Source organism: Silvania sp. (assembly GCF_051656365.1).
Lineage (GTDB): Bacteria > Pseudomonadota > Gammaproteobacteria > Enterobacterales > Enterobacteriaceae > Enterobacter > Enterobacter hatchlandensis.
This window is the reverse complement of record NZ_JBOGBT010000054.1, coordinates 1-15,473: the sequence shown is the minus strand read 5'-3', so window position 1 is coordinate 15,473 and position 15,473 is coordinate 1. Positions and strand designations below refer to the sequence as shown.

Annotated in this window: 12 protein-coding genes; 6 read left to right on the top strand and 6 right to left on the bottom strand. The window is 58.0% G+C overall.

Annotated elements, in window-relative coordinates; genetic code table 11:
* From ACRDD5_RS11170 to ACRDD5_RS11160, 3 genes are all read right to left on the bottom strand, one after another.
* A partial coding sequence (locus ACRDD5_RS11170) for a virulence factor SrfC family protein (protein ID WP_438676790.1) occupies positions 1-1,263 on the bottom strand: 1,263 nt, incomplete at its 3' end.
* On the bottom strand, positions 1,260-4,241 hold the full coding sequence (locus ACRDD5_RS11165) for a virulence factor SrfB (RefSeq protein WP_438676791.1): 2,982 nt from the start codon (positions 4,239-4,241) through the stop codon (positions 1,260-1,262). The genes ACRDD5_RS11170 and ACRDD5_RS11165, both read right to left, overlap by 4 nt.
* A gap of 4 nt (positions 4,242-4,245) precedes the next feature.
* Entirely contained in the window at positions 4,246-5,583 is a 1,338-nt protein-coding gene (locus ACRDD5_RS11160) for an SrfA family protein (RefSeq protein ID WP_438676789.1), read from the bottom strand.
* Between the two features lie 281 nt (positions 5,584-5,864).
* On the opposite strand from ACRDD5_RS11160, the gene ACRDD5_RS11155 reads away from it, so the two are divergent.
* Complete coding sequence (locus tag ACRDD5_RS11155) at positions 5,865-7,463, top strand: ABC transporter substrate-binding protein (RefSeq protein WP_438676788.1); 1,599 nt, start codon at positions 5,865-5,867, stop codon at positions 7,461-7,463.
* Positions 7,464-7,538: 75 nt separating this feature from the next.
* A complete protein-coding gene (locus ACRDD5_RS11150) occupies positions 7,539-7,772 on the top strand; it encodes a DUF2526 family protein (protein WP_271281179.1) in 234 nt (77 codons plus the stop codon).
* Positions 7,773-7,774: 2 nt separating this feature from the next.
* Here ACRDD5_RS11150 and ACRDD5_RS11145 read toward each other — a convergent pair whose 3' ends face one another.
* Together ACRDD5_RS11145 and ACRDD5_RS11140 are read right to left on the bottom strand one after the other, a co-directional pair.
* Positions 7,775-8,224 carry a DMT family transporter gene (locus ACRDD5_RS11145; protein ID WP_271281178.1) on the bottom strand — a complete coding sequence of 150 codons (450 nt, stop codon included), beginning with the start codon at positions 8,222-8,224 and terminating at the stop codon, positions 7,775-7,777.
* On the bottom strand, positions 8,221-8,739 hold the full coding sequence (locus tag ACRDD5_RS11140; protein WP_271281177.1) for a GNAT family N-acetyltransferase: 519 nt from the start codon (positions 8,737-8,739) through the stop codon (positions 8,221-8,223). Before ACRDD5_RS11140 ends, ACRDD5_RS11145 begins: the two co-directional genes overlap by 4 nt.
* A 151-nt stretch (positions 8,740-8,890) precedes the next feature.
* Between ACRDD5_RS11140 and ACRDD5_RS11135 the strand changes: the two genes are divergently transcribed.
* The 3 genes from ACRDD5_RS11135 to ACRDD5_RS11125 all read left to right on the top strand — a co-directional run bounded on the left by ACRDD5_RS11135 (position 8,891) and on the right by ACRDD5_RS11125 (position 11,492).
* The gene (locus tag ACRDD5_RS11135) at positions 8,891-9,466 is read left to right on the top strand and encodes a helix-turn-helix domain-containing protein (RefSeq protein WP_271281176.1); all 576 of its coding nucleotides are present in this window, start codon (positions 8,891-8,893) and stop codon (positions 9,464-9,466) included.
* A 65-nt stretch (positions 9,467-9,531) separates the two neighbouring features.
* Positions 9,532-10,569 carry an NADP-dependent oxidoreductase gene (locus tag ACRDD5_RS11130; RefSeq protein ID WP_438676787.1) on the top strand — a complete coding sequence of 346 codons (1,038 nt, stop codon included), beginning with the start codon at positions 9,532-9,534 and terminating at the stop codon, positions 10,567-10,569.
* A gap of 254 nt (positions 10,570-10,823) precedes the next feature.
* Positions 10,824-11,492 carry a GntR family transcriptional regulator gene (locus ACRDD5_RS11125; protein ID WP_271281174.1) on the top strand — a complete coding sequence of 223 codons (669 nt, stop codon included), beginning with the start codon at positions 10,824-10,826 and terminating at the stop codon, positions 11,490-11,492.
* Between the two features lie 90 nt (positions 11,493-11,582).
* Here the strand turns inward: ACRDD5_RS11125 and pqqU are convergent, their stop codons facing one another.
* Positions 11,583-13,682 carry a TonB-dependent receptor PqqU gene (gene pqqU, locus ACRDD5_RS11120; RefSeq protein WP_438676786.1) on the bottom strand — a complete coding sequence of 700 codons (2,100 nt, stop codon included), beginning with the start codon at positions 13,680-13,682 and terminating at the stop codon, positions 11,583-11,585.
* A 263-nt stretch (positions 13,683-13,945) separates the two neighbouring features.
* Between pqqU and ACRDD5_RS11115 the strand changes: the two genes are divergently transcribed.
* Positions 13,946-15,007: a YncE family protein gene (locus tag ACRDD5_RS11115; RefSeq protein ID WP_438676785.1), complete on the top strand. Its 1,062-nt coding sequence runs from the start codon at positions 13,946-13,948 to the stop codon at positions 15,005-15,007.
* Positions 15,008-15,473: the final 466 nt, after the last annotated feature.

The window sequence follows — 15,473 nt, the reverse complement described above, 5'->3', positions numbered from 1 at the left end:
CGGTTTGCCGAGCAGCTGTTGCACGGCTTCATCAAGGTTGGCGCGGGTGGTGAAGCGTGCATCCTGCGGCGTAATCGCCCACACCAGCCCTGGCAGGGCTGCGTCGTCGCCCGGCTGGGTCTCTTTCACCCAGTTCAGCAGCGTTTTTGCCGTCTTAGCCGTTTGATTATGGTGGGCGGTAGCGTTGCAGAGAACCAGCACGTCGGGCTGCAGTTGCTGGCGATAGTGCTCCAGCAACCACTGCTGTTTCGCCTGTGCCAGCGGGAGTTCAGGCTGCGCCGACGGGACGGGGATATCAATGATATCCACCCGATCCAGCGCCGCGCTCTCGACGGGCAGAACCAGCTCTCGGGTCAGCAGCGCCAGCACGTCCAGCGGAATGCTGATGGCGTTAAGCAGCTTGCCGTTGTGCAGCGGGTGCAGCACCGCCTGCTGCACATCCTGCAGGGCGATATCACCCCGGGTCAGGAAGCCTTCGGTCGGCAGGCCAAAATTATCCACCAGCAGGCTCAGCGGTGCGGCAAGCTCTTGTGCATGGCTGGTTTGATGCAGAATATGCGCCAGCTTCAGCCACTGCTGGGTCAGCTCCTGCTGCTCACCCCACAGCAGCGACCAACAGCTTGCGCGGGTACTCAGATCCAGCGACGGCAGCAGCAGGGCGAACTGATGCCACAGGGCATCGTCCATCTGCTGGGCAGAAGAAGGAACCGTATCGCGCCAGTAGTTGGCGATAGTTCCCACGTCGGCGGCGGTGATCCCCGGTACGCTCTGGGACTGGCGCAGGGCGCGCCATTTCTCTAGTCGCGCCTCGATAACCGCTTTATCCACTGCCGGGACGGTCGCCTGGGCCAGAAACACCTGCACCAGCTCGGCTTCGGTCAGCAGGCTCAGGCGCAGCGGAAATGCGTCGTCGATGGCGTCTGCCACGTTCGGGCTGAAGCGCAGTGCCATATTGCTGAGCGCATGGCCCGGGTTGATATGCGAAAAATAGTCGAAGGTCCGCTGGCCGATAATGACGTTCATCCGGCTATTGCCGCTGCCGCACAGCGTGGCGAGCAGGTGGGCTTTTGCCGCCTGAGAATAGCCGTATAGCCCGATGGTGCTGTCTGTGCTCAAGGCACGTTCGATGGCACCTTCGCGGGCTTGTGCTGCCGCCAGACGGGCGAGCAGCGCATCGGCATCATTATCCAGGATCGGTGCGTGCTGGCGCGTCGCGTTGATCCACCCGATTAACGCCTGGGTGGTGGTCGTCGTGGCTGTCATTTCAGGTATACGCTCCCGCTGTCGATCCAGTAGTGGCTACCGCTATGACGGCGATCGGCCAGGGTATTCAGTTTAAACGTCAGAGCATCGGCCGGTACCGGCGTGCCGTCCTGTAGCCAGGCATCGCTCAGCTCGAAGGCTTCAGGGCCTTCATGCTTGCTGCCGCCGCGCAGCTGCAGGCGCACGTTCAATACGCCGTCTCCGGCGATCGATTTTGCCAGCTCGGCCGAGTTAATGCTCAGGGTATAGAGCGGGGTGGCAGGCCAGCGGGCATTCGCCAGTTGACGGAACCCCAGCGTCACACTGCCGCGCAGGGGGAAGTGCAGGCGGGTATCCAGTCTCGCCCCCGGTTTGTCGAGGTCGATCTCCTGATACCAGACGTTCTCATCACGCAGGGTGTTGACCGTATTATCCAGCACGCCCAGATAGCGCACCGTGGAGTACGCGCCGATATCTGCTGCCTTAAAATTAAAGCGCGGCAGGCGCAGATCCAGCGCCAGGCTGCAGAGCATCGCGCCCACGGCGGCTGTCGATTTCGGGTTGCCAATCCGGCCCTGCTGGCTGAAAGGATACCACTCGTGCACGCGGTATTTATCCAGCCACACCATTCGGCTAACCGGCACCGGCTGCAGGTGGCGGATCAGCGCCTGAACGCCCGGCAGACAGCCTGGACGCCCGGTGATCAGCAGAATGTCGCAGGCGTAGTGCGAGATCGCTTCCGCCACAGCGTGCAGCGGGGCGGCCAGCGTAAAGTGCCCGGCCAGCATCGCATCCTGCATTTCGCGGAAAGTGACGTGCAGCGGTACGGCAAACAGGTCGAACGGCGAAGAGCCCGCGGGCAGCGCGTGTTCGATAGCCTGCTGCAGATAGTTCATGACGTTGCGGGTCGGTTTACGGGTCAGCAGGTCGCCAAAAGTGGCGTGCAGCCCGTCGAGCGGATCGTCGATATCGCTGGCTTCCCAGGCGGCGAGGATCGCGTGCCCAATGGGCATAAACAGCTGTAGCGCCGTCTGCTGGCGCAATACCGCCTGGGTGTCGATGCGTCCGGAGTCACCAAACAGCGAGGCCATCAGCAGCGAGGCATCGGCAATCCCGCATTTTTGCAGCTGGGTTTGCAGCGCGGGCAGCACGTAGCGCTGGATGATGTCCAGCAGGGTATCATCGCCCGCAACCTTAAAGCCTTCGCGGAACAGCAGCTGCGGCGTGATCTTGACGTTACTGCCGGAACCGTCGTCCAGCTGATAATGGGTGATCGCCATATCGGTGGTGCCGCCGCCAATATCAATCGAGGCCACGCGCAGGGCGCGACCCGGCAGGCAGCCCGGCTCAGGCTCGCGATCCGGGCGGGCGAGAGAGGCGAAAAAGGCTTCCGTCTGGCCGCCGTAGTGGGAAATCGCTTCGTTATATAGCCACACCAGCTGGCCGCAGCTGGCTTCATCCCACTCCATCTGGATCTCCGGCACCGGGATCACGCTCTTTTCCTGCTGCTTACGGCTGGAGAAGTCGTCATCCTGCGGGTGCCAGCCCATCGCTTTCCAGACGATGGCGATGGCTTCGAACATCCGGCGGCGGAAGATCTCGCGCTCCTGCTTCGGCATCGCCGACGGCAGGGTCAGGATCAGGGTCCGCAGCTGACGCGGCGAGGCCGGGAAACCCAGGCGCAACCGGGTGGCAACGCTGTTGATCTGCCCCAGCGCCTGCGCTAACAGCTCGCACAGCATATGGGTCATCAGGGTGCTGCGGCTGTACTGCGGCGAGAAGACCGGCAGACGCTCATCCTGCGGCAGGGTGAACAGCGGCTGCCCGTCATCGTTCATCAGGTTCATCAGCGGGAAGGCGGTGGCCAGCGGTTCGCGCTGGGTTTTGGCATTCATCTGACTAAAACGCCAGTCCTGCACCACCGGGGTTTCGTCCCACAGGTAGCGGCGCGGGCTGGAGATACCGCTGTTGCCTTCGGTGCCCAGACGCTGGGTGGCCAGCTTTCGCGCTTCGTCGCCGACGCGCACGATAGAGGGCCAGACAAAGGCGTCTTCGCGACCGCTTTCGACCGAGAAGTGCTGCTTGCCGAAACGGGCTTCAGAAAACTCCAGTCGGCTGGTAAACAGCGGCTCATTGAGGAACTGCGGCTCGCTTAAGGAGCGTACCTGCAGCTCGGCGGTCTGGCGCAGACCGTCGTTGGCATCGCCATGATCTTCAATGATCACGCCACAGGTATGGGTATTGCCCACATCCAGGATCAGATCCACCGGAATTGCCGGGGTGCTGAGGGTGTGGGTGACAAATTTAACTTCCGGCACGGTGAGCTGTTCGCCCAGCAGCGCCAGCACGTTGAGCCAGTGCGCCTGATACTCAAAGTTGCGCATCGCCAGCTGGAGCTCGCGTTCGGCCCGGTTTTCCACGCCGGTGGCGTAGTGGGTAAAGGCTTCACGCAGCCAGCCGTCAATCCAGGTCTGATCGAGGAAGCTCGCCACTTCGTCATCGCGCCAGGCCAGCGCAAAGCGGGTGCCATTGAGAATGTCGTTCTCCACCGGTGACAGGATGCTGGTGGCATGGCCAGCAATCTGGCTGTCGAGCGCCAGGGTCACTCGGTGGCTGTTCCCGGCGCTGTCCGGGGTCTCCAGCTTACGGATCTGCACTCGCGCCCAGTTATCCGGACCTTCTACAAAGGTGCGCGGCGGGTTAAAGCGTAAAAAGGGGATCGGCAGCCAGACACCATCCAGCACCGCCAGCGACTGCTGCAGCGGGATGGTGCTTTCGGGCTTCACCACTTCCGGCTGTCCGCCCGCCGGGGACGGCAGGGTATAGCGGCCATTGACCAGGTCATAATCCAGGCGCAGCAGCGGGCCGTTGGCGGTTTTACGCACAAAGCGCCCGCTCTGGGCGGAATCCTGCGGGGTCAGGCCAAAATCAAGAAACTGGACGCCGCTGTTCGCAATCAGCGTGACGCTCTGTTTGTAGTCGCAAAGGTTTACCAGCATAGGATCACGCACCTGCCTTCCTGAAAGTCAATGGAACCACCGTGTTGGCGTCGTAGCGCGCGCTGCATTCCGCCACATCATTGGTGCCGGCTTTACAGGTGATTTCTGGCATCGGGTAGCGCGAGCCGTCGCTGCAGCGGGCATTGCCGCGGGTTTTAATCATCAGCTCGCCGTTGCTGTGCAGCCCGGAGAAAATCTCGGCGCGACAGACGATGTTATCGCCATGCACGACGCGGGCCACGCCTTTATTGTTCTGGATCTGGTAGCGCAGCGAGGGGGGCTTGCCGGTTATCGGATCGGTTACGTCCAGCATCACGCGCCAGCTGCCGTTGAGGAAGCGCGTCGAGCCAGATTTTACCTGACCGGCTTCCATCACCATCGCCTCTTTCGGGATCGCGGTAATTACCACAGGTTCAGCCGGGACCGGCTCTGCGGCTTTAACGGTACGCACTTCGGCCTGATGCAGCGGTAAATTCATCGCCAGTGGTTCGACAGCGGCAAGCGGTTTAGGGGCGATAGCCATCGGGGCTGCGACAGCAACCTTAACCGGTTCCACGGTCGGTGCCTGTTTTTGCCACAGTAGCGTGGCGGCAACGGCGGCCACCACGACGGCGGCTACCGGCAGCGGCCACAGCGGGAAGCGGCGTTTCTTGATTGCCACCGGTGGCGGTGGGATCGGTTCGGGATCGGGTTCTTTGGCGATAACCACCGGTGCGGGCTGCGCGGTATACAGAGAGTCAGGAGTCATGTGCACCATGGCAGGGGCGGCAATCAGTGGCTCGTCGGCTTTTTCAAACACGATCTCCGGTACCGGCTCGGGCTCGGGTTCCTCAACTGGCGCAGGCACCACCACCGGACGCAGGGATTCGCGCAGGCAGGCGAGCACGTCGTCGCGTGCGTTTTCATTCAGGTTAACGAAGCCCCAGAAGGTGATAACCGGCTTGCCATCCACCAGAAACAGGAAGTTTTCACCAGGGAACTGGAAGGCTTTTGAGAGCAGGGAACCAAACAGTTGCTGCGCGGTTTTAGGTGACTGGAGCGACTTCTTACTCAGCGACTCAACGCTGGACAGGGTGCTTTCCAGCAGGCGCAGTGCCCGAAAACGCGCATCTTCATCGGCGGCATTCCAGCTGGTGACGCTGCCTTCCGTCGGCGAATACCAGTCCACCCGGTCGCCTTCATCGTTGACCTGCGGGATCGCCAGACTGTCGACGATAGACTGTTGTTTGCGCAGGCGCAGGGCCTCACGGATTTGCAATGCAGATTCAAAAACGGCCTGTCCGCCGCCGCCAACGGCCTGAAAATCATCCAGATTACCGCTGCGTAAAAGAGTTTTTGCCACGATTTGGTCCCATAGACTTCTTCACGCGTCTACTTTACGCAGTCCGCGCGCAAGCAAACGGCAGAAGAAACGGCAAAAGGGGCGATTTCTTACGCCATTGAGGCGCAGGAAAGTGCTTGACGTAGAATGGGACTTAAGGCAAATCACTCTCCGGCAATTGGCGGGAAAACCAGCGAAAATAACTGCTTTAGAATAACCTGAGAGGTTTTCGTTATTTGCCAGCAAGGAAGTGCTGTGCTGTTATTACGGTTCACTATAATAAATCCGAAAGGGTAATAATGATGTCTACAGGGAAAACACTCCTCGCGCTGGCGTTAACCGCGCTATTACCGGCAAGTGCCGCATGGGCGGCTAATAACGACACGCTTGTTTACTGTTCCGAAGCGTCGCCGGAGTCCTTTAATCCGCAGATCGCCAGCTCCGGTCCAAGTTTTGTCGCCAGCTCGCAGGTGCTGTATAACCGCCTGATTAACTTCGACCCGGTGAAAAACACCCCGGTGCCGTCGCTGGCGGAATCCTGGGCCATCTCCCCGGACGGCAAAACCTATACCTTTGCCCTGCGTAAAGGGGTGAAGTTCAACAGCAATAAATTCTTCAAACCGACCCGCGATTTTAATGCCGATGACGTTATTTTCTCGGTGCTGCGTCAGAAAGACCCTAAGCATCCGTATCACAATGTCTCCCAGGGTAATTACGAGTACTTCAACGACGTTGGCCTGGATAAACTGATCCAGGAGGTGAAGAAGATCGATGACACCCACGTCCAGTTTGTCCTGAGCGAACCGAATGCAGCGTTCCTCGCCGACTGGGGGATGGATTTCGCCTCGATCCTGTCGGCGGAATATGCCGACGCGATGCTGAAAAAAGGCACCCCGGAGAACGTCGATACCTGGCCGATTGGCACCGGGCCGTACGTGCTCCAGCAGTATAAAGTCGATTCGCAGATCCGTTATCTGGCGAACCCCAACTACTGGGACGGTGAGGTGGCAATCAAGCACCTGATTTTCGCCATTACCCCGAACGTCGAAACCCGTCTGGCGAAGCTGCAAACCAACGAATGCCAGATTATCCCGGCACCTTCACCGGTGCAGTTCGAGGTTATCAATAAAAACAAAGATCTGACCCTGCACAAGGTTGATGCGCTGAACGTCGGCTATCTGGCGTTTAACACCGAGAAAAAACCGTTTGATAACGTGCTGGTGCGTCAGGCTCTGAACTACGCCACCGATAAAACGGCGATCGTTAATGCGGTCTTTATGGGCTCCGGTACAGTGGCAAAATCGCCGATCCCGCCAAATATGATGGGCTTTAACAAAGATCTGAAGGACTACGGCTACGATCCGGAAAAAGCTAAAGCGCTGCTGAAGCAGGCAGGACTGGAGCAGGGCGCGGAAGTGACCCTGTGGTCGATGCCGGTGCAACGTCCTTATAACCCGAACTCACGTCGCATTGCCGAGATGATCCAGAACGACTGGGCGAAAGTGGGTATCAAGGCGAAAATCGTCTCGTACGAGTGGGGCGAGTACCTCTCCAGCATGCGTAAAGGCGAGCACGACAGCGCGCTGTTTGGCTGGATGTCCGATAACGGCGATCCGGATAACTTTGCCGATGTTCTGCTGGGCTGCAACAGCATCAAAACCGGCTCCAATGCCGCACGCTGGTGCGACAAGGGGTATAACGATCTGGTTGAAAAAGCGAAGCTGACCAGCGACCCGGCCGCCCGCGCGAAGCTGTACGGCCAGGCGCAGGAGATTTTCTATCAGCAGGCTCCGTGGATTGCGCTGGCTAACGGCAAAACATTCTACGCGACCCGCAGCAACGTCAGCGGGTATAGTGTCAGCCTGATGGGCAGCGATTTCTCGAAAGCGAAATTAAACTGAGTCTGGTGCGGTTTGTGCCCCTCACCCTGACCCTCTCCCTATAGGGGAGAGGGAATAAACAAGCAAGGAGTGACAATGTCACATTTAGAGGAGGTTATCGCCCGCGTTGATGCGGCGGTAACCGAAAGCGTGATCGTCCATATGAACGAACTGCTGATCGAATTAAGTGAAGATACTGAGTTAAGCCGTGAAGATCGCTATGCCCAGCAGCAGCGCCTGCGCAATACCATTGCTCATCACGGTAAACACTATAAAGAAGATCAGGAGGCCCGCCAGGATAGCCTGACCAAAGGCGGCGTTATTCTCTAAGTTCAGAACTCGCGCCTGGCGACGAGCCAGGCGCCCACCACCAGCAATACCGCACCGCATACCGGGCCAATCAGTGCCCGCAGGGGAACGCCCTGACTGCGCACCACGTCCATTACCAGTCCGCCGATCAGCTGGCTGGCGACCAGCACCGCAATGGTTGTCGCCGCACCCACATACTGATAGCCACTGATGCTGGCAAAGACAAAAAACGATCCCAGCAGGCCGGGGATTAATGTCCACCAGCGCACCGTATGCACCAGCTCGCTGAACCCGGCGACGCCGTTTTTAATCAGCAAAATCGACACAAACAGGACGATGCCCACCAACGAGTTAAGCAGCATGGCGATAAGTATGGTGCTCGAGCTTTGGGTGATGCGCACCATCAGCGTGTTCTGCACCACCAGGCCAATGCCTGCGGCAACAAGGAACACCAGCGTCAGCGACTGATTCATCCGATATTATCCGGCTCGCTGCGCGCGTCGAGCTGCAGCTGCATAAAGGTCAGATCCAGCCAGCGGCCAAACTTGGTTCCCACCTGCGGCATCTGCCCGGTGGTGACAAAACCTAATGTCTCATGCAGATGAATAGAAGCGCTGTTTTGCGCTTCTATGCCCGCCACCATCACGTGTTTACCGATGCGCTTAGCTTCACCAATCAGCGCTTTCATCAGTTCGCGGCCAATGCCTTTGCCCTGATGATCCGGATGGACGTACACCGAATGCTCCACCGTATGACGAAAACCATCAAACGCACGCCAGTCCCCGAACGAGGCGTAGCCGGTTACAACGTCGTCTTCCACGCTCACCAGCACCGGATAGCCGACCAGCTGGCGGGCTTCAAACCACGCAATGCGGTTATCGGTATCAACGGTCTTGTCATTCCAGATCGCGGCAGTGTGTAGTACAGCATGGTTATAGATTTCGCCGATGGCGGCGCAATCGTCTTTGCAGGCGTGTCGGATAATCATGAAGCATCCTCGGGGCTTTGTTGTTCACTATAGTAGTACGTATCGTCACGATATTACACAGAATGATATTCGCAACGCCAGGGTATAAGCCATATCTTTTTGTTATGAAAAACCGCGTTGAAATCCCTTTTTTACACTATAGTATTACGCCATGAATACTATGCCAGACAACATCAATCAGCGGATCAGCGCGCGCATTCGGGTTGAGCGTGAATCCCGCGGCTGGTCGCTGAGCGAGCTTGCCGAGCGGGCAGGCGTCTCGCGGGCGATGATCCATAAAATTGAACGGGCGGAGAGCAGCCCGACGGCGTCGCTGCTTGCCCGGCTTTCCGGGGCGTTTGGCATTAGCATGTCCACCCTGATTGCCCGGGCGGAACTGCAGGAAGGCAAGCTGCTGCGCTTTGCCAGCCAGCCGGTGTGGCGCGATCCGCTGACGCACTACCTGCGCCGTCACGTCTCGCCGCGCAGCGATCTGCCCATCGATCTGGTCCAGGTTGAACTGCCGGGCGGTAGCGACGTGCCAATGCCCGCGTCATCATACGCGCTGGCGCGCCAGCTGATCTGGCTCCAGTCGGGCGAACTGGTCTTTCAGGAAGGGGATACCCGCCACGAGATGCGCGCCGGGGATTGCCTGGAACTGGGGCCGCCTAACGACTGTCGTTTTATTAATGAAAGCCGTGAACCCTGCGTCTATCTGGTGGTGCGGCTGAATCAGTCCGGCTCGTAATGACAATGCGGGCAAGGGGATATGAAGCTAGTCTCTAAGGACATTTATATAATCAGGAGTGATGTATGAGTCAGCCTTCCACACTGAATCGCCGTTGGGTTTTGGCCTCCCGTCCGCACGGCGCGCCCGTCGCTGAAAACTTCCGTTTAGAAGAATCCCCCGTTCCCGCCCCAGGCGAAGGGCAAATCCTGCTGCGCACCGTCTATCTGTCGCTGGACCCTTACATGCGTGGCCGAATGAGCGATGCCCCGTCTTACTCCCCGCCGGTCGAGATTGGCGCGGTGATGGTCGGCGGGACGGTTAGCCGTATCGAACAGTCGAATCACCCTGACTTTACCCCCGGTGAATGGGTGCTGGGCTACAGCGGCTGGCAGGACTACGCCGTCTCTGACGGCAGCGGGCTGGTCAAGCTGGGGGAAAACCCCGAGCATCCGTCCTGGGCACTGGGGATCATGGGCATGCCAGGCTTTACCGCCTACATGGGCTTGCTGGATATTGGGCAGCCGAAAGCCGGTGAAACGCTGGTGGTCGCGGCCGCAACTGGCCCGGTCGGTGCTACCGTCGGGCAGATTGGTAAGCTGAAAGGCAGCCGGGTGGTGGGCGTTGCCGGTGGTGCGGAAAAATGCCGCTATGCCATCGAAACGCTGGGCTTTGACCAGTGCATCGATCATCACGCCGACGATTTTGCCGAGCAGCTGGCGCAAGCCTGCCCGGCAGGCATCGACGTCTATTACGAAAACGTCGGTGGGAAGGTCTTCGATGCGGTGCTGCCGCTACTCAATACCTCGGCGCGTGTGCCGGTTTGCGGGCTGGTCAGCGGCTATAACGCCACATCCCTACCGGACGGGCCAGACAGACTGCCGCTGCTGATGGGCACGCTGCTGAAAAAACGCATCCGCATGCAGGGTTTTATCATCGGTCAGGACTACGGGCATCGAATTGACGAGTTCCAGCAGGAGATGGGTGCCTGGGTGAAAGCGGGTAAACTTCAGTATCGCGAGCAGCTTATCGACGGACTGGAAAGCGCGCCTGCGTCGCTGATCGGCCTGCTGGAAGGGAAGAACTTCGGCAAAGTCGTGATACAGGTCGCGAAGAATAACTAATTATTGCGGTGATAGCGGGTGTAACCGCTATCACCGGGTAGGCAAAATGTGAAATAACAGCTTTAATTATCGTTATAACTATGACATGACCCGCGCAAAGACGGGTGAGATAGTTTCAATTAGCCATTATTTTTTTTGTTTATTATGCGTTCATGAAACCAGGCATGCAGATACAGGAATTATCAACACGCGTTGCTTTACGCATTGTGCCTGTGCGGCAAATAGCGTCTTGGCATTATTTACAGGAATAGATCATGCTTGATTTGGATAATATCGAAAAAGCTCAGCGAATGAGTCTTACCACGCAGGTGGAGGTGGCGCTGAAAGGGGCGTTAATTTCCGGCTCCCTGCGACCCGGTGAAAGGCTAGTCACCAAAGAGATTGCGGATAAATTAGGCACCAGTATTACTCCGGTTCGCGAGGCGTTGCTGCGGCTGGTCTCTGCGGGTGCGCTGCATGCGGCTCCCGCGCAGGCGTTCCTGGTCCCTGAAGTCACGCAGGTGCGCTACAACGAAGTGAATAAGATCCGCCGGGAGCTGGAGATGCTGGCGGTGGCCAGCGCCTGCGAGAAGATGACGGACAGTCAGCTGGCAGAAGTGCGCCGGCTGTGCGAAGACTTCCACGATGCCATGAGCAATGGCGAAGCCGATCGCGCCCTGCAGACTAACCGGATCTTCCGTTTTAAGCTGTACCAGTATGCCGAAATGCCAACCCTCAGCGCGCTGATTGAACAGCTGTGGATGCGAATTGGCCCGTGCTTTAGCTATTACTACGATCGGGATATTGATTTGCCCGTTTCCGTTTATCGCTATGATGAACTTCTGTCCGCGCTGGAAGCCAGAGATGTGGAGCGCAGTCGTGCTGCCGTAGCTGATATGGTCGATAAAGCCAACAACCTGCTGGTTCAGCAATATTTAAGATAACTCAGCCCATCGCCGCAATGCGCTGTTTATTTCACCAGCAGCGTTGCGGCTAATATTACCCGACAGAGCCCTCTCCGTCGGGTATTTTTATTATTCGAAACGGTATGAGATCGACAAGCCTACGCCATAATTACGCCCCGGCGCGGGTTCGTAATAACGCCCGTTGGATTCGTTAACGATCACCGATCCCACATACTCTTTATCGAACAAATTATCGACACGACCAAACAGATCCATTCCCCAATTACCGTAATTCAGTTTATAGCCCGTATTCAGGCCAACCACGGTGTAAGAGGGGGCTTTGGCGCTATTTTCGTCGTCGGCCATAATGTCGCTCATATAGCGCACGTCGGAACCGGCATACCAGCCCTCTTCGGGCTGCCAGCCAAACGAGGCATAACCCATGTTGCGGGCAATTCCTGGCATCCGGTTGCCGTTACAGTCGTCATCGCCGCAGACATTGGTGCGATAGGTCGCATCCAGATAGGTCCACGCCATTTTCAGCTTCCAGTTTTCGGCAAACTGCTGGTCGAGTGAGAGTTCCACGCCCTGACGGCGGGTTTTCCCGGCATTTTTATAGCTGGTGCGTCCCCCGGAGCTGGCGTCGACCACGATCTCATCGTCGGTATTGGTACGGAACAGTGCCGCGGTCAGCAGACCGTTGCCGACCCGCGTTTTGCTACCAATTTCATACGTATCGCTGGTGGACGGCTTCAGGCCGAAGTTCAGCCCGCTCTGGTTGCCAGAGCGGTAGGACAGCTCGTTGATGGTTGGCGTTTCAAAGCCGCGACCCGCTGCGGCGTACAGGTTCCACGCCTCGGTGACGGCGTATTTCAGCGAGCTGGCAGGCAGCCATTTGTGATAGCTAGTGTCGCCGCTGTCATCGCCATTGCTGCCCTGGACGTAGTGGTCGTTTGAGTCGAACCACACTGAGCTATAGCGCAGGCCCGCATCCAGCGACAGCTTTTGCGTCAGCTGCCAGCTGGTTTGCAGGTAAGGATCGACGTTCCACATCAGGTTACGTTCATCCCGGCGTTTCGCCCCTTTCACACCGTAGTCCGGTACTCCATTATTCATCACGTAGTTTTCGTAGCCACGGCGATCTTCGCTCATGTTTTCGTAGTTCAGCCCGCCGGTAAACGTCACCGGTACCAGCAGTTCACCGCGATGTGTCCAGCGAGTGTCGATGCCCTGATAGTGACGCTGCATGTCGATCACCCCGCCGGAGTGGGTGTCCCGCAACTGCGGCTGGAACGGGATTGACTGGTACTGGGTCATTTCACGCTCACCGGCGTACATGATCACGCTCAGGTCGTCCTGCTCGCTCATCTGGCGTTCATAGCGCAGACCCGCCTGGGTCTGTTTGATGGTTTTACGGGTGTTGTACTGATCCCCGCGTGGCGACTGGCGCGGATTGTTTTGCCACTCCTGGTAATCCAGCCCGCCGGGATCGTTGGCCTTGATGTCGACGCTGTTGAAAATCAGGCTCAGCTTGCTGACGTCATCGATACGCACGCCCAGTTTGGCGTTAGCGAGGTTCTTGCGCGCCGCGCTGTGGTCGCGGTAGCCCTGGGTAATAAAGCGGGTGGTAGAGACGGTGTAATCCACGTCGCCCGGCTGGCTGCCGTCGCCCATCGCCCCGGTGGCTTTCATGCCGTAGCGCCAGCTTCCGTAGCTGCCGTAATAGCTGCTGGCTTCCACCGTGGTTGGCTGGCGTCCGGTTTCGGTCGCCATGTTAATCACTCCGCCGGAGGCGTTGCCGTACAGGGCGGAAAACGGCCCACGCAGCACTTCGACGCTCTCCACGCTGTTGAGATCGATATTGGAGGTTTGCCCCTGGCCGTCCGGCATAGTGGCCGGGATGCCGTCGACATACAGGCGAATGCCGCGCACGCCAAAAGTGGAGCGGGCGCCAAATCCGCGCATCGACAGCTGGAGATCCTGGGCGTAGTTCTGCCGGTTCTGGATCTGCAGTCCCGGCACGCTGCCGAGGGATTCGGAGAGGTTAATGCGCGGTGCGGCATGGCGCATATCCTCGCCGTTTACCACGCTGACGGCAGCAGGGGTATCCAGCTCGGAAAGGGTTTGCGGCATTGCGCTGACGATCATGGTTTGTTCGTCGGCGGCGAGGACCGCAACAGGAACCAACAGCAGAGGGAGCGTTGCCGCACGGGCAGAAAAGATTTTCATGAGTAAAGGCCGGTTGAGAAATGACGAACCAAATGGAACATGTGCGTGTATGTTAAATGTTTTGTAAATGTTTTGAAAACCAAAACCGCACATAGCGTTAACGAAAGTGGAGATAAAAACGGCGAAACGCCCTGGTGAGATCAAGAATTACTCCACATTATGATAAATAATGATTACTATTCGCATCAATAACAAGGCGAAGCGATGACTTCGCCTGACGGAAGCGATGTCGGCGATACCATTTATTGTAAAAGGGAGTTGTTATGCATTTACGTCATCTGTGCTCGCCGCGTCTGCGTGGCTCACTGCTGTTGGGTTCTCTGCTGGTTGCCGGTGCTTTTAATGTCCACGCCGCAGAAGAGATGCTGCGTAAAGCAGTCGGTAAAGGCGCGTATGAGATGGCTGTCAGCCAGCAGGAAAATGCGCTGTGGGTGGCTACCACACAGAGCCGCAAAACCGATAAGGGTGGGGTGGTGTACCGCCTCGATCCGCTGACGCTGGAAGTGACCCAGGCTATTCATAGCGACCTGAAGCCATTTGGCGCCACCATTAACAACACCACCCAGACCCTGTGGTTTGGTAACACCACTAACAGCGCGGTGACCGCCATCGACGCCAAAACCGGCGACGTGAAAGGCCGTCTGGTGCTCGACGATCGCAAGCGCAGCGAAACCGTGAAACCGCTGCAGCCGCGTGAGCTGGTGGCGGATGACACCACCAACAGCGTTTATATTACCGGCATCGGTAAAGAGAGCGTGATTTGGGTTGTGGACGGCGAAACCCTGAAGCTGAAAACCACCATTACGGGTACCGGGACGTTCAGCACTGGCCTCGCGCTGGATGCGAAAGCTAAGCGCCTGTACACCACCAACGGTGACGGCGAGCTGATTACTATCGATACCGCGACCAATAAGGTTATCGAGCGCAAAAAACTGCAGGATGACGGGAAAGAGCACTTCTACCTGAACCTGAGCCTCGACATCGACGGCCAGCGCGCGTTTATTACCGATTCAAAACAGCCGGAAGTGCTGGTTGTGTCGCTGAAAGATGGCAAAGTCCTCGACAAAGTAGCCGCACCAGAATCGCTGGCAGTGCTGTTTAACCCGGCGCGCAACGAAGCCTACGTCACCCACCGCGAAGCGGGCAAGGTGAGCATCATTGATGCCAAAACCTATAAAGTGACCAAAACTATCGATACGCCAACCTTCCCGAACAGCCTGGCGCTCTCTGCAGATGGCAAAACCCTGTACGTGACGGTGAAGCAGAAGTCTACCCGTCAGCAGGAAGCGACCCAGCCGGATGATGTGATCCGTATCGCGCTGTAAGGCGTCGGGTAAACAAAAGGGAAGGCAAATGCCTTAATGCTGGTCAGATAAGCAAAATCACGCTTTTATTCGTTATTTTGCTGACTACAAAGCCCTTTGAGGAAAAAGTGGAACCGTTCCGTTCACTCTTAATCCTCTGCTTCCTGTCTGACGTGCTGCGGTGAACGTGTAAAGGGGGCTGCCGCCGCCCCCTTTACAATCCCGGCTCCCGGCACAGAAAATCGCCGCTGCGCGGTCCCTTCGGCTTATTCCCTTCGGCTTCGGGTCGGGCATGATCCTACATCCATGTAGGTCACGCCCTCTCGGCGCATCCCTGCGCCTCGCCCCGGCCTGCGGTCAACGCCTCAGCGATTTTCAGCCGGACTTACGCTCCCTCCACCTTCTCAGCGGTCTGAATGGGGCACGGGTGTTGAGTCCCCGCTGAAATCGGCGAACCGGAGACCGGATGACAAGGGCTGGACGCCAG